The following is a 21092-nucleotide window of genomic DNA, read 5'->3' as shown; positions in this document are numbered from 1 at the left end:
AATAAATTTAAGGAAATTTCTAAAAATTATAGATTTAAGACGACGAATTAACAGATGAAAGTAGTCATATCAAGGGATGAGAACTTAATGTTAGAAAACCTTACATATCTTTGAATTAATCTGATTATTATGCTAAATTTATTACAAGTTCAAAAGTAGAGGTGATCGGATTGAAGTCAAATGATACATTACGACGAAGTATGCCCGTTTTCCCTATGAGTGTTGTAACAAAATTAAGTGAATTGTCTGCTAGGCAAATTCGTTATTATGAAACACATGAACTCGTTAAGCCACAACGATCAGAAGGAAACAAAAGACTTTTTTCATTAAATGATTTAGAACGCTTACTTGAAATTAAGAAGTTAATTGAAAAAGGGTTCAATATTAAAGGTATTAAACAAATTATTAATGATGAACAAGATCACCTTACTGATGATGAACAAGAGACAAGAAAACAAATGATAGTTGAAGCTACACAGAAACCACAGCGAGAAGCAATTCCAATAAATCGTGGTGACTTATCACGTTTTATTAAATAAAAATACGGGGGACATATATTATGCCAAAACGTTCATTTACAAAAGAAGATATTCATAAGTTTGCTAAAGAGGAAAATGTAAGATACTTACGACTACAATTTACAGATATATTAGGCGTTATTAAAAACGTTGAAGTACCAGTAAGTCAATTAGAGAAAGTATTAGATAACGAAATGATGTTTGACGGATCTTCAATTGAAGGGTTCGTACGTATTGAAGAATCTGATATGTACTTATATCCAGATTTAGATACTTGGGTTATTTTCCCATGGACTGCTGGTCAAGGAAAAGTTGCACGACTTATTTGTGATATTTACAAAACAGATGGTACACCATTTGAAGGGGATCCACGTGCAAACTTAAAACGTGTCTTAAATGATATGAGAGAATTAGGTTTTTCTGAATTGAACTTAGGACCTGAACCAGAATTCTTCTTATTCAAATTAGATGAAAAAGGAGAGCCAACATTAGAATTAAATGATGATGGTGGTTACTTTGACCTTGCACCAACGGATTTAGGTGAAAATTGTCGTCGTGATATTGTATTAGAATTAGAAGATATGGGCTTTGATATTGAAGCGAGTCACCATGAAGTTGCACCTGGACAACATGAAATTGATTTCAAATATGCAGATGCAATTACAGCATGTGATAATATTCAAACATTTAAGCTTGTAGTTAAAACAATTGCGCGTCAACATAACTTACATGCAACATTTATGCCAAAACCATTATTTGGCGTTAACGGAAGCGGTATGCATTTTAATATGTCATTATTCAAAGGTAAAGAGAATGCGTTCTTTGATCCAAATGGTGATATGCAAATGACTAAAGATGCTTTCCATTTCGTAGCAGGTATCTTAAAAAATGCACGTGGATTTACAGGCGTATGTAATCCATTAGTTAACTCATATAAACGTCTTGTTCCTGGCTATGAAGCACCGTGTTATATTGCATGGAGTGGTAAGAACCGTTCACCATTAATTCGTGTGCCATCATCTCGTGGACTATCAACACGTGTTGAGGTGCGTTCAGTAGACCCGGCTGCCAATCCTTACTTAGCATTAGCAGCAATATTACAAGCTGGCTTAGATGGTATTAAAAATAAACTTGAAGTACCAGAACCAGTGAATCAAAATATCTATGAAATGAACCGTGAAGAACGTGAAGCGGTTGGTATACAAGATTTACCTTCAACTTTATATACTGCAATTAAAGCAATGAGAGACAACGAACCAATCAAACAAGCACTTGGTAATCACATCTATCACCAATTTATTAACTCTAAATCAATTGAGTGGGATTACTACAGAACTCAAGTTTCTGAATGGGAAAGAGAACAATACATCAAGCTTTACTAGGTGCTAAACAAAGGGGTTAAACACTAGGAATATAAGCAATCCATTTATTCTTTATGAATAGATTGGGTTGCTTTTTTGCGCCCACTCATTAAAAATAACCAACTATACCTTTAGCGAGTTATAGATGGTCATAAAATAAAATAATCATAAAACTGTATCGCTTTTTAAAGCATGTAATTAACCGATACACACAGTGTGTTACCAATTTGTATGTATCAATAAGAATAATAAAAAATGATCAAATATTTGAGTTATTCAAGCTATATTAGATTTATCAGATTTAATAAAAAAGATAGAATGCACTCGTAAAAGTTAACGAGCCATTCTATCTTTAAACATTAGTGATGAAACTAATGCTTAACCAAATATTGCGTGCGAAAATGGTATTAAATATAAGACGATTAATGTAAGACTTACTAAAAAGTATATAATAAACGCACGCACTTCTTTTGACTTAAAGAAGATAATCACCTCACTCATGTTTAGTGAACTTTAATTGTAGAAGAAGCGAATTTATCAGTCAACTTTGACTTATTAATGGGAAGAAGATTGACTAATTACCTTTAAAATTTGTGTGCAATATAACCCCATAGTATAATATACTTAATAAAATTTACTTATCATAAGGGGATGGAATCATGCAAGAAGTAAAATTAGTAACATTAAAAGCACTTTCACTAGATGATTTAGAAAAAGAAATTAATAACTATTTAAAAACAGACGAAATATCTGGTTATAAATTATTAAATTCTACTGTACGTGAAGTTGAAGAACGTACATTTTCAGCTAACGAGCAAGAATTTCATGCATTTTTAACATTTACAAAAGATATTTAAATGGCATATCATTAATTGAAAATACTGCGTAGAAAGATTAATTTCTTTCTGCGCAGTATTTTTTTGTGCCAAAGCTAATATATAAACAACTATAATAATATTATGTAAACTTTATAATTTCATGATATTCATTTTACTTAATGACATTTGTCATATGTAATTTATGACAATATTCACTACTGCCTTTCTATTAGATTCGTCATACTTAAAGTAGGAAATGAAAGGAGTGTATAAAATGATTAAAATAAAACATTTAACTAAAACTTATAAACGAGTAAAAGTCGTTGATGATGTGACGTTTGATATAAATGAAGGTCATTGTACTGCATTAATAGGACCGAATGGCGCTGGTAAATCTACGCTTATAGACATGATTATAGGTGATCGACATGCAAATAAAGGCGAAATACTAGATACGGCACAATTATTGGATTCTAAAAATTTAGGGATTATGTTTCAAAAAACAAATTTTCCAGATTTAATAAAAGTAAAGGAACTTTACCAACTGTTTGCTCATTTATATACGGATGCCATTACTTTAAAAGAGTTTAGTGAAATTACACTTTTTAATGAAAGTCAATTAAATCAATATGCTAATAAATTATCGGGTGGGCAAAAGCGGATTCTTGATTTTGCACTCGCACTTATAGGTAAACCCCAATGTATATTTTTAGATGAACCGACGAGTGCCATGGATGTACAAATGCGTGGCCATTTTTGGGAAGTTGTAACGAAGCTGAAGGACGACGGGGTAACGATATTTTACACCTCCCATTATATAGAAGAAGTAGAGCGTATGGCTGACCGAGTAATTGTTTTGGAAAAAGGACGTGTGATTTTAAATGACAATCCGGAAACGATAAGAACACGTCAACATACATCAATCATTAGTTTACCAAGCAAATACCAAGACAAAGTTGAAACGAATTTATCTAGTAAGCACTTCGAATATACATTAGAGAATCATAAAATACGGATAACTACGACAGATGTACAAATGATCATTGAATATCTCATTTCGATACATGTCGATTTGAATGAAATAGAGATCAATAAAGCAAGTCTGTTAGAAACCGTATTTAATAAAGAAGAGGTGAAGTAGTATGTTAACTTATTACTTAAAGACAGAAATTCAATTATTATTTAGAAAGAAAGTGTATTTGGTGCTATCTATACTGGTACCACTTGCTTTATATTTATTATTTACATCTATACTGGATTTGCCTGAAGAAGCGAAAAAACCATTTTATAAAGAATATATGTATAGTATGATGGCATTTAGTTTATCGAGTTTTTGTTTAATGCAATTCCCGATAGATTTAATTAATGAAAAGACGACAGGCTGGTATAAAAATTTAATGCGTACACCACTACAGTCACATCAATATTATATGGCTAAAGTCTTTAAAATGATGTTCCAGTTTATTTTAGCCATCTTACTTATTTTTATTGTCGCACACTTTATGAAAGGTGTTGAAATGTCAACTTCAGATTGGTTACTTTCCGGTTTAATATTATGGATTGGGGCGAGTACTTTTTTATCTGTTGGGGTATTGATATCACAAATCAATGAAATTCAAAAAGCAAGTAGTATTGGTAATATTTTGTATTTAAGTTTAGCTATTCTTGGCGGTCTATGGTTTCCTGTAAGTCAATTTCCTGAATGGATGCGCAAGATTGCTTATGTCACACCGACTTACCATTTGAAGCAAGTCGCTTATGAAATTGGTAAAGGAGGGACGCTAGACTATTTATCACTTTTTGTTTTAGTTGGTTATAGTATACTCTTTTTAGTAGTTGCACTTATTATTCAAAAGAGAAGAGACGTGGATATATGATTAAAAGATTGAAAGTCAATGTAATTGATTTATCGAGTTTAGTATATCTCATATTTGCAGTGATACCATTGTTTACATTTGACTTAAAAGGGTCATATTGGATGTATGTTATTATATTTATTATTTTTACAATTTCATATACTGCTTTGGCCATATTTACGGAAGTGTTATCAACAAAAATGATATATACTTTTCTAATTTTACATTATATTGGTATCACTTATTTTGTTTATAGTGTCGGGCCAGCGACGAGTTTATTCTTTTTCTTTAGTTCATTTATTTTACCATATGTATTGAAAGTGAAAATGAAATCTATAGCCTTTTTAATTTTCATTGTTGTCATGCTTATTAATTTTATTTTAATTTATGTCACAGATCCGCTAAGTTTAGGCTTTATAGCAGTCATGCATATCGCTATATTACTTATAACTGTTGGAAACTTCAAACAGAGTGAAACAATAAAAATGAAAAATGCACTGGAAGAAAAGAATAAGCATATCAATGTACTCATTGCCGAACAAGAACGAAATCGCATTGGACAAGACTTACATGATACGTTAGGTCATGTTTTTGCAAGTTTAAGCATAAAATCAGAACTAGCAATCAAACTGATTGATAGCGATTCAGAAAAAGCAAAATTACAAATGATTGAAGTTAACAATATATCTAAGGAATCATTAAATAAAGTTCGCAGTATCGTGAATGATTTGAAAATACAGTCATTTGAAGAAGAAGTAGCTTCGATGGAAACGTTGTTAAAAAATGCAAATTTAAATTTTGAATTTTTTAATGCCGAACTAGCAAAAGGTATTAGTCCAGCTAAACAAGCTATTTTGGCGATGATTTTGAGAGAGGCAATTAATAATGTGTTGAAACATGCTCATGCAACATCGGTAACTGGTTCATTAACAGAGACACAAAATGATATTACATTGACTATTATTGACAATGGGATTGGCATGGATGATTTAAAAGAGCATGATTTGAAGAGTATTAAAGAACGTGTAGCCCTTATGAATGGATCGATTGAAATACAATCGAATCATGGCTTATGTATATCCATTAAAATATCTCGAGGTGACGCATGATGATAAATATCATACTAGCAGAAGATCAAACGATGTTAAGAGAAGCAATGGTTCAGCTTATTAATTTAAATGAACAGTTAGAAGTAGTTGGAAGTTCAGGTAACGGAAAAGAAGCGTATGAATTAATTAAAGTAAGACAACCACAGGTTGCTATCTTAGATATTGAAATGCCTGGCATGACAGGTTTAGAAATATTGAGAAATATTAAAGAACAACAACTTGATGTGAAAGTAATTATAGTTACAACATTCAAGAGACCCGGTTATTTTGAATCAGCGGTAGCGAACGATGTAGATGCTTATGTATTGAAAGAACGCTCTATAGATGAATTAGTCACAACGATTTATAAAGTATTGAATAACGAAAAAGAATATAGTGAAGCACTGATGACGTCGCTATTTAAAGAAAAAAATCCATTAACGCCTAAAGAACAATTGGTTTTAAGAGAGATAGGTGAGGGCCATACGAGTAAAGAGATTTCCAAGCATCTCTTTTTATCTTATGGAACAATTAGAAATTATACATCTACGATTATTGATAAACTTGATGCCGAAAATCGATTTGAAGCATGGAATATTGCTAGAAATAAAGGATGGATTTAAATGATTTAGCACTTGCTAAATATGTTGTATGGTTCAAATTAAATAATAAAAACTGCCGATAAGTCTATAACGGCAGTTTTTATTATTTACGTTTATTTTTGGATGCGATAGATTGGATAATGAAAATGATAAATCCGATTAATATGCCTAATAAAACTGCTACAACGGCAGAAACCATTAGCGGTAGTTGAAATTGGTTTTGTAAGATTAGACCTACGATGACGGCAATGACAACTGCAATAATCGTTATCATGTTTTCTTTGAAAATGCTCAATTTGTTCACTCCTATTCAAGATTATTATAGCACGAGTTATTTACATAGATAAACAATATCATGTTATTTAAAACATCAGCTAATTTATGAGTTAGTGTATAATGTGGTCTTGACGATAGTTTGCTTTTTCTATATGATAATTTGGAATATTTAAAAGAAGTGGGTGCAACAATGAAATCTAAGAAAAAAATGACTAGTTTAGTCGTTATCGTAGTAGTGTTAGGTGTATTAGCTTTTCAATATATTAATCAAACAGGACCATTTCAAAATAATGGTGCAGATACGTCAACAGGACCACAAGATTCTGAAAAAGTTCATGTGTCACGTGTTGTAGATGGAGATACATTCGTTGCTGAAAATGACAATAATGAGCAATTGAAAGTTAGACTGATTGGCGTTGATACGCCCGAAACAGTTAAACCCAATACACCGGTACAACCTTATGGGAAAGAGGCTTCTGATTATACTAAAAAGCATTTAACAAATAAAGACGTGTATTTAGAGTACGATAAAGAAAAAGAAGACCGATACGGTAGAACATTAGCTTATGTTTGGCTTGATAATAAGACAATGTATAATGAGCAATTAGTCAAACAAGGCTTAGCTAGAGAAAAATATTATTCTCCAAATGGAAAATATAGAGAAGCCTTTGAAAAGTCTGAAGACATTGCTAAAGAGAAAAAATTAAATATTTGGAGTTAAACTTTGAATTTATAATGTGAAAAAAAGCCGAGACGTATATTAATGTCTCGGCTTTATAATATTATATTTTTCATAACGTATTGGCAGTAATTTGGGCCGACTCCTGTGGAAAAGCACTGGCCGAAGACTACAGGCTAAGGTTGTGTCCACGGAAAGCGTGCACAAAAAACTGCCCACAAAGACGGAGGCTTTAGCTAAAGTTTGAAGAGTCTGAGACATCTATTTTTGTCCCAGACTCTTCTTTCCTATATAGTATATTAATTTAATAAAAACGTGCTACTAATTTATCATATTGCTCTTTAGTCAATGCCTGATCTGTTGATTGAACAGTATCTCCAATAATTTGTTGTAAGGAAGATTTAGATGAGACTGTTTCAACGTAATCACCTCTTGTAGACGGGCCGTCAATAATATTTACGCTACCATCAGTGAAATAAACAAGTCCAATATTCTTGATTTGTTGATTGAGTTTCTCATATATCTTAGCCTCTAAAGCCTGTGTATTGATAGATGATTGTTCAAAAGGATCATAATTATAAAAATCATAGGTTACAGAATTATTTTTAATACGTTCAATGAATGTATACGTTGTCGAACGTGTTGATTGAAACTGACTATGAAATTGATTAGCAATATAACGTCCTACAGTTTGGTCTATATTATCATTCACTTTAGATTCATTGCTGTTTGTTGTATCTGCAGTGAAATGATAAAATGTTTTTTGCTTCCAATTTTTAACATTGATATTAAAAATGCCTTTTTCTGTAATTACAACATAATCGAAAGTTCTAGCGTACTCAAAAAGGGGATGTTTTACAGCTAAGTTACCAGTAGCTATAATATCAAAATGTTGAATGACACCTTCGTTTTTATATTGATTTAAGATACTATTTAAATCTTGCTTCGCTTTTCTTAAACCATGATGGTGCGTATCATTGTTTCCATCTATATTCAGCATTTGATTTTTTAATTGTGTATTTTCTCGAGTTACTGTACTTATTTTTGTAACTAATTGATCTTTTGAATACGTTTCAGTTTCAAGTTTATTTTGCATTACTCGATGGTCAATTATTACAATAACAATTAATAGTATTATAATTACAATTAATATTAACGGGAAAAACATATGTATCATCCTAATCTTATTTAATTTTTTATTATATCTTATTTTACGCTTTTATTTAGTTTAGCACAAATTCTATAATTTTAAATTAGTATATTAGTGCTATGACAATAGAAAGACCATTACTTACAAAAGCAATATTTTGATGTAATATTACTAAATAAATTTTATTGGTTCTTTAAAACTGTTGTGGAATTTGTATAATTCAAGTCATTAAACAGTTATAATGAATTACGCACAATATCTTTCAATGAAGAAGGTGAATAGCAAGTTGAGCAATATAAAACAATATTTTGAACATATCATAGAAACGATCCAGTGGGACGATATTATTGCATTTGATAATCATCCGTTTGCTTATAAAATGATAGATGAACTATATAAAGCAAATATAAAAATATCAGTAATAAGTTATTCTACAGATATTATAAGGTATGTATCAAAATATACAGATTTTAATATAATCATTCCAAATGGTATAGTTGATAGCGCTAGTCATGTGATAATAGGCAAAGGTGTATTAGAAACCTTTTCAAAATACCAAATTCGCTTTTATTTTGTTTCAGCACCTTTTATGAATGAAGATAAGTTATATCAAACCGTACCTGCAATAGCAGAAATACAAAATACGATAAAGAACTGTACTCATAGTGTGCTCCTAATGAATAGACCAGATCCTATTATTGGAGATTCAAATGGTCAATACATAGAAATTGGTGATTTTTAAAATTATTTGTGCTTTATTTCACATTTTTGCGCTTAATGCATTGAAAAATGCGCATACAAATTATATAATATGTATTATTGAAAACGCTTACTTTTATAGGAGGTGCACTTTTGGATAATGAAAATAATGAAAAAGTTAAAGACATTGTAAAATCTTTAAATGAAAATGTACCTAACTTATTTAAATTTAATGGTGAAGTTGCCAAACAACTATTTTTACGTGACGAATTTAACCTGAATGGTAAAGTTGATATCAGCGTTGAAAGAAAATTTTTAGGTGAGGTCTTAAAATATATTCCTAATGACAATCGTAAGGTGCTCCACGATACCAATCACGCATCATCTAATTATGACGAATTAAATTTCGAAAATATTACACATGCAGAAATATTTGATGGTGAAAAATTAATTATGACTATCATTGTCTATGATGTTGAAGATGAAGAATGGATGTTTAGATGGAATCATAATATTCGATTGCCAGAAAAAAATATTTATTTTCACTCTATTAAATGGGATGTAGACTATATTAAGCCAGAAATCGTTTTAATGTATGAATTATTAGATCCTATTGATTATCATCAATTACCAAATTATAGAAGTGTTATAGATTCATTGAGTTATTATCAATTTGTAATACTACGTTTAGTAGTGGGCGATGAAAGAATTAATCAAGTGCTTATATCAGAGAAAAAAGCCATATAAAATCCTTCAAATCATTGGAAAGTTTAACCAACAGATACAATGAATTTGAAGGATTTTTGTTTGGCTTGATTTATGAAATATTATTTAAAGCGAGTTTGAATTTGTATGACTTCAATCATATCATTAAAACTACTTTAAGTATCTTTTGATTTATATAACGATAATAAAAGCTACTTAAGATTTTAAACATATGCCATTATAACAATATTCATAAGTGGATTTGACTGCTTTATCGGCATCAGAGACATGTATACCAAACATGATTGATATCTCTGATGCCCCTTGATTCATCATTTTTAAATTGATATTCGATTCAGCTAACGCGTGCGTAATTGTATTTGCAGTACCGACAATTCTATGCATACCTTCACCAACAATCATTAAGATAGCTAAATCATGTTCCACACTTAACTCATCAACATCGCAATTTTTTCGAATGTCATTTAAGACTTGTTCTTCTCTATTTTGGATTTCTTTGGAGCGCATAATAATACTAATATTATCTATACCTGATGGCATATGATCAAATGAAATATCATAATCCTCTAAGACAGCTAATATTTTTCTTGTAAAACCAACTTGTCTATTCATTAAATATTTTTTAATGTTTAAAACTGTAAACCCTTTATCACAACTAATACCACTGACAATGTTATTAGAATTTATTTCTCTATCATGGCGAATATATGTACCAATATCATCAGGTCTATTTGTATTTTTTATGACAACTGGAATTCTATCTTTGTGTAAAGGTTGTAAAGCTTCATCGTGAAACACTCCAAATCCAGCATAAGAAAGTTCACGCATTTCTCGATAGGTAATTTCATCGATGACTTCAGGATTTTTAACAATCGTAGGATTTGCTCTAAAAATACCAGAGACATCAGTGAAATTTTCATATAAGTCTGCCCGTACACCTCTAGCTACTATAGCACCTGTGATGTCAGAGCCACCTCTTGGAAATGTAACAATATAATTTTGTCGTGAAACCCCAAAGAATCCAGGAATTATGAGTTTTTCATTATATTCACGTAATTTATATAGCGTATTATAAGATTGCTCTAAGATTTGTGCATTTTGTGGTAAATCAGTAACTTGAATGCCTGCCTCACCAGGAGATACATATCTTGTAGGAATACCTTGGCTATTGTTATATTCTGCAATGAGTTGCGCATTAAAATCTTCTCCACAGGATAGTAATGCGTCTAATAAACGAGAAGGTTTATCTTTTAATGTAGCAATGTATGACTCTAATGTTTCATCAATTGAAGTTAGTAAATGATAATCCATGTTTAATTCATCTATGATATCTGCGTATCTTTGAATGATTTCTTTCTTTTTAGACGTGTAATCTAATCTATCAATCACTTTTTCATACAAACGAATTAGTAAGTCCGTTGTTTTTACATCTTCGCTGTGACGTTTACCCGGTGCTGATACGATGATAATTTTCCGATCAACATCTGAATTTACGATATTTAATACTTTTTTTATCTGTTCTGCATTAGAAACAGAACTTCCTCCAAATTTAGCTACTTTCATTGTAAATACCAACCTTTCTAAAAAATCAGAAAATTTTGTTTAGTTTTTATCACGGGAGTGATAGGATAGATATACGATTAAATATTGAACCTTTACAAAAATAATGAATGAATTTATACTATACCATATTCAAGTATTTTTCAACTGTACAATTGTATTTTTAAGAAGAACAACGGAGGAATGAAGTTATGAGAGAATTAAACGTAGCCTTACTTGGTTTAGGAACTGTAGGTTCTGGTGTAGTTAAAATTATAGAAGAGAATAGAGAACAAATTAAAGAAACAATGAATAAAGATATCAATATTCGACACATTTTAGTTAGAGATAAATCAAGACAAAGACCAATAAATGTGTCGAGTTATCATTTAACAGAAGATATTGATGAAATATTAAATGATGATTCAATTGATATCATTGTAGAAGTTATGGGTGGTATTGAACCAACTGTGGATTGGCTAAAACGTGCATTAAGTCAGAAGAAACACGTCGTAACAGCAAATAAAGACTTATTAGCAGTCCATTTAAATGTATTAGAAGATTTAGCGCAAGAAAATGATGTTGCGTTGAAATATGAAGCAAGTGTTGCAGGTGGTATTCCTATTGTAAATGCTATAAATAATGGGTTGAATGCAAACAACATTAGCAAATTTATGGGCATACTGAATGGTACGTCTAATTTTATTTTAAGTAAAATGACTAAAGAGCAAACAAGTTTTGAAGCTGCCTTAGACGAGGCTAAAGCATTAGGTTTTGCAGAAGCAGATCCTACAGATGATGTAGAAGGTATTGATGCGGCAAGAAAAGTGGTCATTACTTCTTATTTATCATTTAACCAGGTTATTAATTTAAATGATGTCGATAGACGTGGTATCAGTGATGTTGAATCTGAAGACATTCAAGTTGCAGATCAATTAGGTTACAAAATTAAATTAATCGGTAAAGGTACATATGAAAATGGACAGGTACAAGCTTCAGTTGCACCGACGTTCATTAATAAAGCGCACCAACTTGCAGCGGTAGAAGATGAATTTAATGCAATTTATGTTATTGGCGATGCTGTTGGAGAAACAATGTTTTACGGAAAAGGTGCAGGCAGTTTAGCAACTGGTAGTGCTGTAGTCAGTGATTTATTAAATGTCACATTGAATTTTGAAACTAACTTGCATACATTACCGCCTCACTTTGAATTAAAAACTGAAAAAACCAAAGAACTGATGGATGAATCAGAAACTGTTTCACTTAAAGAGAAAGAAAGTTATTATGTTGTAGTTCAAACTGATGGTGAAGAAGTAAATAAAGTTGAAACGTTACTTAAAGGTCAATTACCGTTTCATAAATCATTGGCCGTAACTGAGCGAGATGCTCATACGGCTGGTGTTGTAATTGTTGGTATAGATGAAAATCCTGAAGCATCCATCACAGAATCTGGATATATCGTTAAGAAAATTTATCCAGTAGAAGGAGTTTAATAACTATGAAAAACTGGCAAGGTTTAGTTGAAGAATTTAAAACATATTTACCTGTAAATGAAGCAACACCATCACTAACATTAAATGAAGGACATACGCCACTCATATATTGTGAACGGATGTCTGAAAAATTAGGCATTGAACTCCATGTGAAATATGAAGGTTCGAATCCTACAGGCTCTTTTAAAGACAGAGGTATGGTTATGGCGATGGCCAAAGCCAAAGAAGAAGGGAAAAAAATCGTAATCTGTGCATCGACAGGTAATACGTCAGCATCTGCAGCTGCATACGCTGCTCGAGCTGGCTTAAAAGCAATCGTAGTAATTCCTGAAGGTAAGATTGCACTAGGTAAATTATCACAAGCTGTTATGTATGGCGCAGAAATTGTTTCAATCGAAGGTAATTTTGATGAAGCATTAGAAATCGTGCAAGAAGTTGCAAAAAATGGAGAAATCGCATTAGTTAATTCAGTCAATCCTTATCGACTTGAAGGTCAAAAAACTGGCGCATTTGAAGTTATTCAACAATTGGGTGGTTCGGCGCCTGATATACTCTCTATACCGGTTGGTAATGCAGGAAATATTTCTGCATATTGGAAAGGTTTTAAAGAATATAGGGATAAAAATGGCACTCAATTGCCTAACATGTATGGTTTTCAAGCAGAAGGTGCCTCTCCTATCGTTCAAAATAAAGTTGTTAAAAATCCTGATACAGTGGCAACAGCAATTAGAATTGGTAATCCAGCAAGTTGGGATAAAGCGACGAATGCACTAGAAGAATCAAATGGTTATATTGATAGTGTGACAGATGAAGAAATTTTAGAAGCATACCAATTAATGGCTCGCAATGAAGGTGTATTTAGTGAACCAGCAAGTAATGCATCAATTGCAGGATTGATAAAGTTACATCGCGCTGGTAAATTGCCTCAAGGCAAAAAAGTTGTTGCAGTTCTAACAGGTAATGGACTGAAAGACCCTGATACAGCCATTTCACTATTAGATAATCCAATTAAATCATTACCAAATGATAGACAGAGTATTTTAGATTACATCAAAGGGGCACTATAGCATGAAAGAAGCGTTACATTTAAAAATTCCGGCATCTACAGCTAACTTAGGTGTCGGATTTGATTCTATAGGAATGGCTTTAAATAAATTCTTATATTTAGACGTTACTGTGAACGATGAAGATCAATGGTCTTTTAATCATATTGGACCTAATGTAGATGAACTGCCTAATGATGAGAGCCACTACATTTACCAAATCGCACAAAAAGTTGCTGAAACATATGAAGTTGAATTGCCAAATTTAAATGTAGAAATGAGAAGTGAAATTCCTTTAGCAAGAGGATTAGGTTCATCTGCTTCGGCTTTAGTGGGTGCATTGTATATCGCTAACTACTTTGGAGATATTGAACTATCTAAATATGAACTATTACAACTTGCGACGGATTTTGAAGGGCATCCAGATAATGTAGCGCCAACAATTTATGGTGGTCTTGTGCTTGGTTATTATAACGGTGATACAAAAGTTACAGATGTCTCCTACATTGATACACCTAAAATTGATATTATTATAACGATACCAAGTTATAAATTAAAAACAATTGATGCAAGAAACGCATTACCTGATACATTTTCTCATGAAAAGGCAGTTCAAAATAGTGCAATTAGTAATACGATGATTAGTGCATTAATTCAACATAATTATGAATTAGCTGGAAAAATGATGGAACAAGACGGTTTCCATGAACCTTATAGACAACATTTGATTCCAGAATTTCAAACAATTAAAGGTATTGCGAAACAACATCTAGCATACGCAACAGTAATTAGTGGTGCCGGCCCAACAGTACTCACATTAATAGCACCTGAACGAAGCGGCGAATTAGTACGTGCACTAAAGCGTGAATTTAAAGATTGTAGATCAGAACTTGTTACAATCAATGAAACAGGTGTAACGACTAAAGTATTGTACCAACGTTAATAATCTGTTGTAATATAGAATATAGACGTTGAAGGGAGATTAGCAACATGGGTAAGTATAAAATGGTAGTCATGGACATGGATGACACATTGATGAATAATGAAAATCAAATGAGTCCAGAGACAGAATCTTATTTATTAGATATACAAAAACAAGGATATAAAGTCGTATTAGCATCTGGTAGACCTACTGAAGGCATGTTACCAACTGCTAAAAAATTAAAACTTGATACATATCAAAGTTATGTAATTAGCTATAATGGTGGTAAAACTGTCAATGTGAATACTGAAATTGTAGAAAAAAGTCGAACGGTAACTAAGGAAAATTTCGATTTAATTGTGGATTATTGTCGCAAAAATAATTTATTCATTTTAACATATGAAGATGGTCATATTGTTTACGAAGGTGAACATGAATATATGAATATAGAATCGGAATTAACTGGGTTACCTATGGAACATGTAAATGATTTAAAGGATTTCATCCAGGATGACGTGCCTAAAGTAATGGGTGTAGATTATGTATCAACTATCTCAAAACTTAACACTGACTTAGCTGGTCACTTTAATGAAGATATAGATGTGACAACAAGTAAGCCGTATTTCTTAGAATTTATGGCACAGGGTGTTTCTAAAGGTAATGCAGTAACAGATTTATCTAAAAAATTAGATATTGCATTATCTGAAGTAGTTGCATTCGGAGATAGTTCAAACGATATTTCTATGCTGCAAGTGGTCGGTCATGCTGTTGCTATGGGCAATGCCAATGACCAGGTGAAAGCAGTTGCTGATGAAATTACATTGAGCAATAGTGACAATGGCATTCCACATACATTGAGACAGATTTTATAAAAGTTAAAGCGTTTAATGTATTAATATCGTTTTTGTAATTATTTGTTTGTATGCGCACTGAAATTACGATTTGTAGTAGTTAATAAAAAAGAGATTAGAACTTTAAATTGATATGCTCCCTTCAAAGTAGACATTTAGAAAATGAAAACTTTGAAGGGAGTTTTTCTATGTCTAAAAAAATCGTTGATCTAGATTTATTAGAATTGATTTTTGCTAAATATGAAAATGGTATGAGTTTCGAAAATATTGTAGATGTAGTTGATATTGATATCTCTCCAGGCCATCTCCGATACATGTACAACAAATATTTAACCAACGGTATACAATCTTTTATACGCAATTCACAAAATAATAAGTATACACTTCAATTTAAAAAGAATGTGGTTCAAGAGTATTTGAATGATGGCATATCTTATAAAAAATTTAGCCATTAAATATAATATTTCTGCTCATGAAACTGTACGTAGATGGGTAAATCGTTATACTGGAAGAAAAGAGAATATCAATTCTTCTCCTAAAAATGAGGTGTATACGATGAAGGGTAAAAAAACAACATTCCAAGAACGTCTTAAAATTGTAGAATACTATTTAGCTAATGAAATTAATTATAAAGACTGTGCTGAAAAATACGGTATCAGTTATGGTCAATTGTACCAATGGGTACAAAAATATAAAGTACATGGCCGCGATGGCCTTCAAGATGGTCGAGGCAAAGGCAAACCTAAATATATATTAACACCAGAAGAACAGAAAGAAGCTGAAATTCAAGCTCTAAAAGATCGGAATAAAATACTAGAAATGGAAAATAAAGTACTAAAAAAATATCAAGAAATAGAAAGAGAGATGATAAACCAAAAAACAAGCAAATCGTCGCATACGAAACGATTGAAACGCTAAAAAATGAATTTCCTATTAAGCATTTATGCCAAATTTTAAAGATTTCCCGTGCAAGTTTTTATAAATGGTTACATCGTAATCCCACACAAAAAGAAATTGAAAACCAAGTATTGTTAGAAGAAATAAAACATATTTATAAAAAATATAAAGGTATTTATGGATATAGGAGGATTTATATTTATATTCGCCTATATTTACAGAAAGAAGTAAACCATAAACGTGTTTATCGGTTGATGAATCAACTGAATTTAAAAGCATTTATTCGCCGAAAACGTAAGCGCTATAAACCTAGCAACCCACAAACCATAGCCGAAAACGAATTAAATCGTAAATTTCAAGAAAGTAAGGCTAATAAAAAATGGCTAACAGATGTAACTGAATTACAACTTAAAAATGGAAATAAAATATATCTTAGTGCGATATATGATTTGGGATCAGGTAAAATTGTAAGTCATGTATTAGGAAGCTCAAATAACAATCAACTCGTATTTGAAACATTTGATAAGGCAGTTAATACTGTAACTGATACCGAAGGTATTATATTTCATAGCGATCGTGGTTTTCAGTATACATCCAGATTATTTAAAAATAAGTTAAATCAACATAATATGATACAAAGTATGTCTCGAGTTGGAAGATGCATTGATAATGGACCTATGGAAGGCGTTTGGGGAATTATTAAATCTGAAATTTATAGGGGTTATAAAAACTTTAAATTTGAAACTATAGAACAAGCGTTTCAAGTTATCAATGAGGATATAACATTCTTTAATAATGAAAGAATTACATTAAAAATGGCTAATCTCGTATAAACCGAGATTAACCGATAATTTAATTATTTATTTGTCTACTTGACGGGGTGCAATTCAAATAAAAGTCCTAACCTCTTTTTTAATAGATGTATTTATTTTGCAGTATGTGTCCATTCATTTTTACCTCGATGTCGTTTTACATGTGCATAGACATGGTCTGCAGCATAATCTAGGTTTGTATAAACAGTGATTGAAAATGCGGACTGATCCTCCTCAAATGTTTCTTCTAAAAATAGGTCTTTTAAATGTTCAAAGAGGCTTTCCATTTGTGAATGCTCTAAACTACTGTATTCTCTTAGTGTGCGTTTAATTAAGCGTTGATGCTTTTCCTCAAGTGATTGCACAACTATAACGAAACGTTCTTCAGTCTCTAATATGTCATCAAATAAATTCGTTTGTCCAACCATAGTTTCCACCTCTAGGTTAAGTCATTATTATATGTTATTATACTACACTTCTTGACCAGTGAAAATATCCTTACTTCTATAATTAAATTGTTAGCAAATTAAAAAACATCGGAATAAACACATAACAGTTTATTCCGATGTTTTAATTTTAATTATAATCGTGTCTCTTCAAATCCATCTCACTGAGTTTGACGATTTTAGTTTTCTTAATAAATTTGTGAACGATATAAATTACAAATAAAATAATCATAGGTGCTAAATTTCTAAATAGTGCGGCAAAATCTCCAGATAAAGCAGCATCTAACGAGTTACCAACAAATAAGAATAATAACGCTATAATGACAATAATTGGTCCAAATGGATAAAACGGTGCTTTGTAAGGCAACACTTCATTTGGATCTTTATTTTGTTTCTTAATAGCAGAGCGTAACCTAATTTGTGATAAGATACTAGACGCCCAAATCACAATAACGAGTGATCCTATAATATTTAATAACGAGAACACTATATCTGATTTGAATTGCGCTAGTATTATGATGAACAATACAATTACAAATGTAGCAATTAATGCAGTCATTGGTAATTTTGTAGTCTTGTTTAATTTAGATAAGAACTTAGGTGCTTGTCTATCTTCTGCCATAGAGAATAACATTCTACTTGTAGTATAAATCCCAGAATTAGCTGCTGATAATAAAGAAGTTAAAATAACTGCATTTATTACTGAAGCTGCAAATGCAATGCCAACACGATCAAACACAATGGTAAAAGGGCTTTGAGAAACCGATTCGTTTTTATTCAATAACATTGGGTCTGTATAAGGAATAATTGCTGATATAACTGCGATTGATAATACATAAAAGAGTAAAATTCTCCAGAAAACTTGTCTGATAGCTTTTGGCATTGAGCGATCAGGGTTAGAAGATTCGCCTGCAGTAACAGCAACGACTTCTGTACCTCCAACTGAAAAGCCTGCTACCAAGAGGACGCCTAGAAAACCTGAAATACCACCAACAAATGGTGCCTCACCAGTTGTGTAATTCGATAATCCATAAGTTTTCCCACCTAATATTCCTACAATCGTTAATACACCAATGAGAATAAACACGATGATGGTTACAACTTTGATGAGAGATAACCAAAATTCTGTTTCACCGAATGCTTTAACAGAAAATATATTTAATAAGAACAGTAAGCATAAGAATATAATGCTCCATGTGACAGGACTGAAAAATTGAAAAGCATCCCAGTAATAAAGTACACTTGAAGAAATAATAATATCAACGCTCGTTACAAGTAGCCATATTGCCCAATATAGCCAACCCATGGTAAACCCTAATGATTTATCTACAAACCTTGTAGAATAAGAACTAAACGATCCAGAAACAGGATAGAAAGTTGCTAGCTCCCCGATTGATGACATTAAGAAATACAACATAATTCCAATAATTAAATAAGCTAATATAGCGCCACCAGGTCCTGCTTGAGAAATGACATTCCCAGTTGCAACAAAAAGTCCAGTACCAATGGCACCACCAATTGCAATCATTGAAATATGACGAGAATTTAGACCGCGATTCATATTGTTTTGTGCCATAAAAAGTCTCCTATATTCGATTGAAATTTTATATATACAATCCATTTTAATGCTTTTACTGAATACAAGCAATGCTTTTTGTGAGTAATAATTACAAAATGTTTAAATATTGCGAAAATTGTCAATAAAATTAGTGAGCCAATGTTTGCTTTTACGTGGAGGATACATTAAAATAAATACTAGATAATAATTATTATTATCTAGATGAAGTAAGGGGGAAGTAAAATGAGCAATAATAAAAAATTGACAAGCCTTTTCGGTGCGCCAGTCTCAGATAGAGAGAACAGTATGACAGCGGGTCCAAGAGGACCGTTATTAATGCAAGATTGGTACTTTTTAGAACAAATGGCACACTTCGATAGAGAAGTGATTCCGGAGCGCCGTATGCACGCTAAGGGTTCAGGTGCTTTTGGTACTTTTACGGTAACAAATGATATTACACAATATACTTCAGCAAGTATTTTCTCTGAAGTAGGTAAACAAACAGAAATGTTCGCACGTTTTTCAACAGTAGCTGGTGAACGTGGTGCAGCTGATGCAGAACGTGATATTCGTGGTTTTGCATTGAAATTCTATACGGATGAAGGTAACTGGGACTTAGTTGGTAATAACACACCAGTATTCTTCTTTAGAGATCCGAAATTATTCGCAAGTTTAAACCACGCAGTTAAACGTGATCCTAGAACAAATATGCGTAGTGCTCAAAACAATTGGGACTTTTGGACATCATTACCAGAAGCTTTACATCAAGTAACAATCTTGATGACAGATCGTGGTATTCCAAAAGGCTTTAGAAATATGCATGGCTTTGGTTCACATACGTACTCAATGTACAATGATAAAGGTGAACGTGTTTGGGTTAAATTCCATCATAGAACACAACAAGGTATTGAAAACTTACAACCGGAGGAAGCGGCACGAACAATTGCAGAAGATAGAGAATCTTCACAAAGAGATTTATTCGAAGCAATTGAAAATAAAGATTATCCAAAATGGAAAACGTATATCCAAGTAATGACTGAAGAACAAGCAAGAAATCATAAAGATAATCCTTTTGACTTAACTAAAGTATGGTATAAAGGCGACTATCCACTAATCGAAGTTGGAGAATGGGAACTTAATCGCAATCCAGATAACTATTTCCAAGATGTAGAACAAGCAGCATTTGCACCAACTAACATTGTACCTGGTATTGACTTCTCTCCAGATAGAATGTTACAAGGACGTTTATTCTCATATGGTGATGCACAACGTTATAGATTAGGTGTGAACCATTGGCAAATTCCAGTAAACCAACCTAAAGGTGTAGGGATTGAAAATATCTGTCCATTTAGTAGAGATGGTCAAATGAGAATTCTGGATAACAATCAAGGTGGTAGTACACACTATTATCCAAACAGTGAAGGTGCATTTGAAGATCAACCTGAATTTAAAAAACCTGGATTAAAAGTAGAAGGCGAAGCTTACGAATATGATTTCCGTGAAGATGACGATAACTACTTCGAACAGCCAGGACGTTTATTCAGATTACAATCTAAAGAACAACAAGAGCGTATTTTTGAAAATACAGCGAATGAAATGCAAGGTACAACATTAGAAGTACAACACCGTCATATTCGTCATTGTTATAAAGCGGATAGTGAATATGGTAAAGGTGTAGCTAAAGCATTAGGCATTGACATTAATGATGTTGATCTTGAAGTTAAAGACTAATTTAACACAATTTAAGAATAAAATAAG

The 21092-nt window shown here is 32.0% G+C and carries 20 protein-coding genes and 1 pseudogene; 16 read left to right on the top strand and 5 right to left on the bottom strand.

Translation table 11 applies throughout. From position 1 onward, the window contains the following. The first annotated feature begins 170 nt into the window (after positions 1-170). From ACP7BT_RS02685 to ACP7BT_RS02655, 7 genes are all read left to right on the top strand, one after another. Complete coding sequence (locus ACP7BT_RS02685; RefSeq protein WP_041080483.1) at positions 171-539, top strand: MerR family transcriptional regulator; 369 nt, start codon at positions 171-173, stop codon at positions 537-539. Between the two features lie 20 nt (positions 540-559). Beyond that, a complete protein-coding gene (gene glnA, locus ACP7BT_RS02680) occupies positions 560-1900 on the top strand; it encodes a type I glutamate--ammonia ligase (protein WP_002483409.1) in 1341 nt (446 codons plus the stop codon). Between the two features lie 638 nt (positions 1901-2538). Further along, complete coding sequence (locus ACP7BT_RS02675) at positions 2539-2736, top strand: hypothetical protein (protein ID WP_002483408.1); 198 nt, start codon at positions 2539-2541, stop codon at positions 2734-2736. A gap of 235 nt (positions 2737-2971) precedes the next feature. After that, the gene (locus ACP7BT_RS02670) at positions 2972-3838 is read left to right on the top strand and encodes an ABC transporter ATP-binding protein (RefSeq protein ID WP_048787413.1); all 867 of its coding nucleotides are present in this window, start codon (positions 2972-2974) and stop codon (positions 3836-3838) included. Position 3839: 1 nt separating this feature from the next. Further along, positions 3840-4574, top strand: coding sequence for an ABC transporter permease (locus tag ACP7BT_RS02665; RefSeq protein ID WP_115343853.1), 735 nt, complete (start codon positions 3840-3842; stop codon positions 4572-4574). Next, positions 4571-5662, top strand: coding sequence for a sensor histidine kinase (locus ACP7BT_RS02660; RefSeq protein WP_002483405.1), 1092 nt, complete (start codon positions 4571-4573; stop codon positions 5660-5662). The genes ACP7BT_RS02665 and ACP7BT_RS02660 overlap by 4 nt, the downstream gene beginning before the upstream one ends. Further along, on the top strand, positions 5662-6264 hold the full coding sequence (locus ACP7BT_RS02655) for a response regulator transcription factor (protein WP_037538489.1): 603 nt from the start codon (positions 5662-5664) through the stop codon (positions 6262-6264). The genes ACP7BT_RS02660 and ACP7BT_RS02655 overlap by 1 nt, the downstream gene beginning before the upstream one ends. A gap of 82 nt (positions 6265-6346) precedes the next feature. Here ACP7BT_RS02655 and ACP7BT_RS02650 read toward each other — a convergent pair whose 3' ends face one another. Further along, positions 6347-6538 (bottom strand): hypothetical protein, encoded by a 192-nt coding sequence (locus ACP7BT_RS02650; RefSeq protein ID WP_011303215.1) that lies wholly within the window; start codon positions 6536-6538, stop codon positions 6347-6349. Positions 6539-6709: 171 nt separating this feature from the next. Here ACP7BT_RS02650 and nucI point away from each other — a divergent pair, with 171 nt between their 5' ends. After that, the gene (gene nucI / locus ACP7BT_RS02645) at positions 6710-7240 is read left to right on the top strand and encodes a thermonuclease NucI (RefSeq protein ID WP_041080486.1); all 531 of its coding nucleotides are present in this window, start codon (positions 6710-6712) and stop codon (positions 7238-7240) included. Between the two features lie 262 nt (positions 7241-7502). On the opposite strand, the gene ACP7BT_RS02640 is transcribed toward nucI, so the two are convergent. Next, complete coding sequence (locus ACP7BT_RS02640) at positions 7503-8366, bottom strand: NERD domain-containing protein (RefSeq protein ID WP_037538486.1); 864 nt, start codon at positions 8364-8366, stop codon at positions 7503-7505. Positions 8367-8634: 268 nt separating this feature from the next. On the opposite strand from ACP7BT_RS02640, the gene ACP7BT_RS02635 reads away from it, so the two are divergent. Both ACP7BT_RS02635 and ACP7BT_RS02630 read left to right on the top strand, forming a co-directional pair. Beyond that, a complete protein-coding gene (locus tag ACP7BT_RS02635; protein ID WP_041080488.1) occupies positions 8635-9090 on the top strand; it encodes a hypothetical protein in 456 nt (151 codons plus the stop codon). A 110-nt stretch (positions 9091-9200) separates the two neighbouring features. Next, a complete protein-coding gene (locus tag ACP7BT_RS02630; protein ID WP_041080489.1) occupies positions 9201-9794 on the top strand; it encodes a hypothetical protein in 594 nt (197 codons plus the stop codon). A 174-nt stretch (positions 9795-9968) separates the two neighbouring features. Here ACP7BT_RS02630 and ACP7BT_RS02625 read toward each other — a convergent pair whose 3' ends face one another. Continuing rightward, positions 9969-11336, bottom strand: coding sequence for an aspartate kinase (locus ACP7BT_RS02625; RefSeq protein WP_069821953.1), 1368 nt, complete (start codon positions 11334-11336; stop codon positions 9969-9971). Between the two features lie 188 nt (positions 11337-11524). On the opposite strand from ACP7BT_RS02625, the gene ACP7BT_RS02620 reads away from it, so the two are divergent. From ACP7BT_RS02620 to ACP7BT_RS02600, 5 genes and pseudogenes are all read left to right on the top strand, one after another. Next, on the top strand, positions 11525-12805 hold the full coding sequence (locus ACP7BT_RS02620; RefSeq protein WP_041080491.1) for a homoserine dehydrogenase: 1281 nt from the start codon (positions 11525-11527) through the stop codon (positions 12803-12805). 5 nt (positions 12806-12810) lie between these two features. Beyond that, on the top strand, positions 12811-13872 hold the full coding sequence (gene thrC / locus ACP7BT_RS02615) for a threonine synthase (protein ID WP_126424487.1): 1062 nt from the start codon (positions 12811-12813) through the stop codon (positions 13870-13872). Position 13873: 1 nt separating this feature from the next. Beyond that, entirely contained in the window at positions 13874-14791 is a 918-nt protein-coding gene (gene thrB / locus ACP7BT_RS02610; RefSeq protein ID WP_126424486.1) for a homoserine kinase, read from the top strand. Between the two features lie 47 nt (positions 14792-14838). Continuing rightward, entirely contained in the window at positions 14839-15642 is an 804-nt protein-coding gene (locus ACP7BT_RS02605; protein WP_126424485.1) for a Cof-type HAD-IIB family hydrolase, read from the top strand. A 141-nt stretch (positions 15643-15783) separates the two neighbouring features. Next, positions 15784-17351 (top strand): annotated as a pseudogene (locus ACP7BT_RS02600) (IS3 family transposase). Between the two features lie 92 nt (positions 17352-17443). Here ACP7BT_RS02600 and ACP7BT_RS02595 read toward each other — a convergent pair. Both ACP7BT_RS02595 and ACP7BT_RS02590 read right to left on the bottom strand, forming a co-directional pair. Further along, the gene (locus ACP7BT_RS02595) at positions 17444-17758 is read right to left on the bottom strand and encodes a hypothetical protein (protein ID WP_011303205.1); all 315 of its coding nucleotides are present in this window, start codon (positions 17756-17758) and stop codon (positions 17444-17446) included. A gap of 148 nt (positions 17759-17906) precedes the next feature. Continuing rightward, positions 17907-19352, bottom strand: a complete 1446-nt coding sequence (locus ACP7BT_RS02590) for an amino acid permease (RefSeq protein WP_037538480.1) — start codon at positions 19350-19352, stop codon at positions 17907-17909. Between the two features lie 225 nt (positions 19353-19577). On the opposite strand from ACP7BT_RS02590, the gene ACP7BT_RS02585 reads away from it, so the two are divergent. Beyond that, a complete protein-coding gene (locus ACP7BT_RS02585) occupies positions 19578-21065 on the top strand; it encodes a catalase (protein WP_002483391.1) in 1488 nt (495 codons plus the stop codon). Positions 21066-21092: the final 27 nt, after the last annotated feature.

The sequence above is a fragment of the Staphylococcus sp. Y174-1 genome, assembly GCF_049897865.1.
In the GTDB taxonomy this organism is placed as follows: Bacteria; Bacillota; Bacilli; order Staphylococcales; family Staphylococcaceae; genus Staphylococcus; species Staphylococcus saprophyticus.
This window is presented reverse-complemented; position numbering and strand designations above follow the sequence as displayed.

Excerpts from the sequence above, each read along its gene's own strand:
- glnA (WP_002483409.1), top strand. The coding sequence starts at position 560 with ATGCCAAAACGTTCATTTACAAAAGAAGATATTCATAAGTTTGCTAAA.
- ACP7BT_RS02675 (WP_002483408.1), top strand. The coding sequence starts at position 2,539 with ATGCAAGAAGTAAAATTAGTAACATTAAAAGCACTTTCACTAGATGAT.
- ACP7BT_RS02670 (WP_048787413.1), top strand. The coding sequence starts at position 2,972 with ATGATTAAAATAAAACATTTAACTAAAACTTATAAACGAGTAAAAGTC.
- ACP7BT_RS02665 (WP_115343853.1), top strand. The coding sequence starts at position 3,840 with ATGTTAACTTATTACTTAAAGACAGAAATTCAATTATTATTTAGAAAG.
- ACP7BT_RS02660 (WP_002483405.1), top strand. The coding sequence starts at position 4,571 with ATGATTAAAAGATTGAAAGTCAATGTAATTGATTTATCGAGTTTAGTA.
- ACP7BT_RS02655 (WP_037538489.1), top strand. The coding sequence starts at position 5,662 with ATGATAAATATCATACTAGCAGAAGATCAAACGATGTTAAGAGAAGCA.
- nucI (WP_041080486.1), top strand. The coding sequence starts at position 6,710 with ATGAAATCTAAGAAAAAAATGACTAGTTTAGTCGTTATCGTAGTAGTG.
- ACP7BT_RS02640 (WP_037538486.1), bottom strand. The coding sequence starts at position 8,366 with ATGTTTTTCCCGTTAATATTAATTGTAATTATAATACTATTAATTGTT.
- ACP7BT_RS02625 (WP_069821953.1), bottom strand. The coding sequence starts at position 11,336 with ATGAAAGTAGCTAAATTTGGAGGAAGTTCTGTTTCTAATGCAGAACAG.
- ACP7BT_RS02620 (WP_041080491.1), top strand. The coding sequence starts at position 11,525 with ATGAGAGAATTAAACGTAGCCTTACTTGGTTTAGGAACTGTAGGTTCT.
- thrC (WP_126424487.1), top strand. The coding sequence starts at position 12,811 with ATGAAAAACTGGCAAGGTTTAGTTGAAGAATTTAAAACATATTTACCT.
- thrB (WP_126424486.1), top strand. The coding sequence starts at position 13,874 with ATGAAAGAAGCGTTACATTTAAAAATTCCGGCATCTACAGCTAACTTA.
- ACP7BT_RS02605 (WP_126424485.1), top strand. The coding sequence starts at position 14,839 with ATGGGTAAGTATAAAATGGTAGTCATGGACATGGATGACACATTGATG.
- ACP7BT_RS02595 (WP_011303205.1), bottom strand. The coding sequence starts at position 17,758 with ATGGTTGGACAAACGAATTTATTTGATGACATATTAGAGACTGAAGAA.
- ACP7BT_RS02590 (WP_037538480.1), bottom strand. The coding sequence starts at position 19,352 with ATGGCACAAAACAATATGAATCGCGGTCTAAATTCTCGTCATATTTCA.
- ACP7BT_RS02585 (WP_002483391.1), top strand. The coding sequence starts at position 19,578 with ATGAGCAATAATAAAAAATTGACAAGCCTTTTCGGTGCGCCAGTCTCA.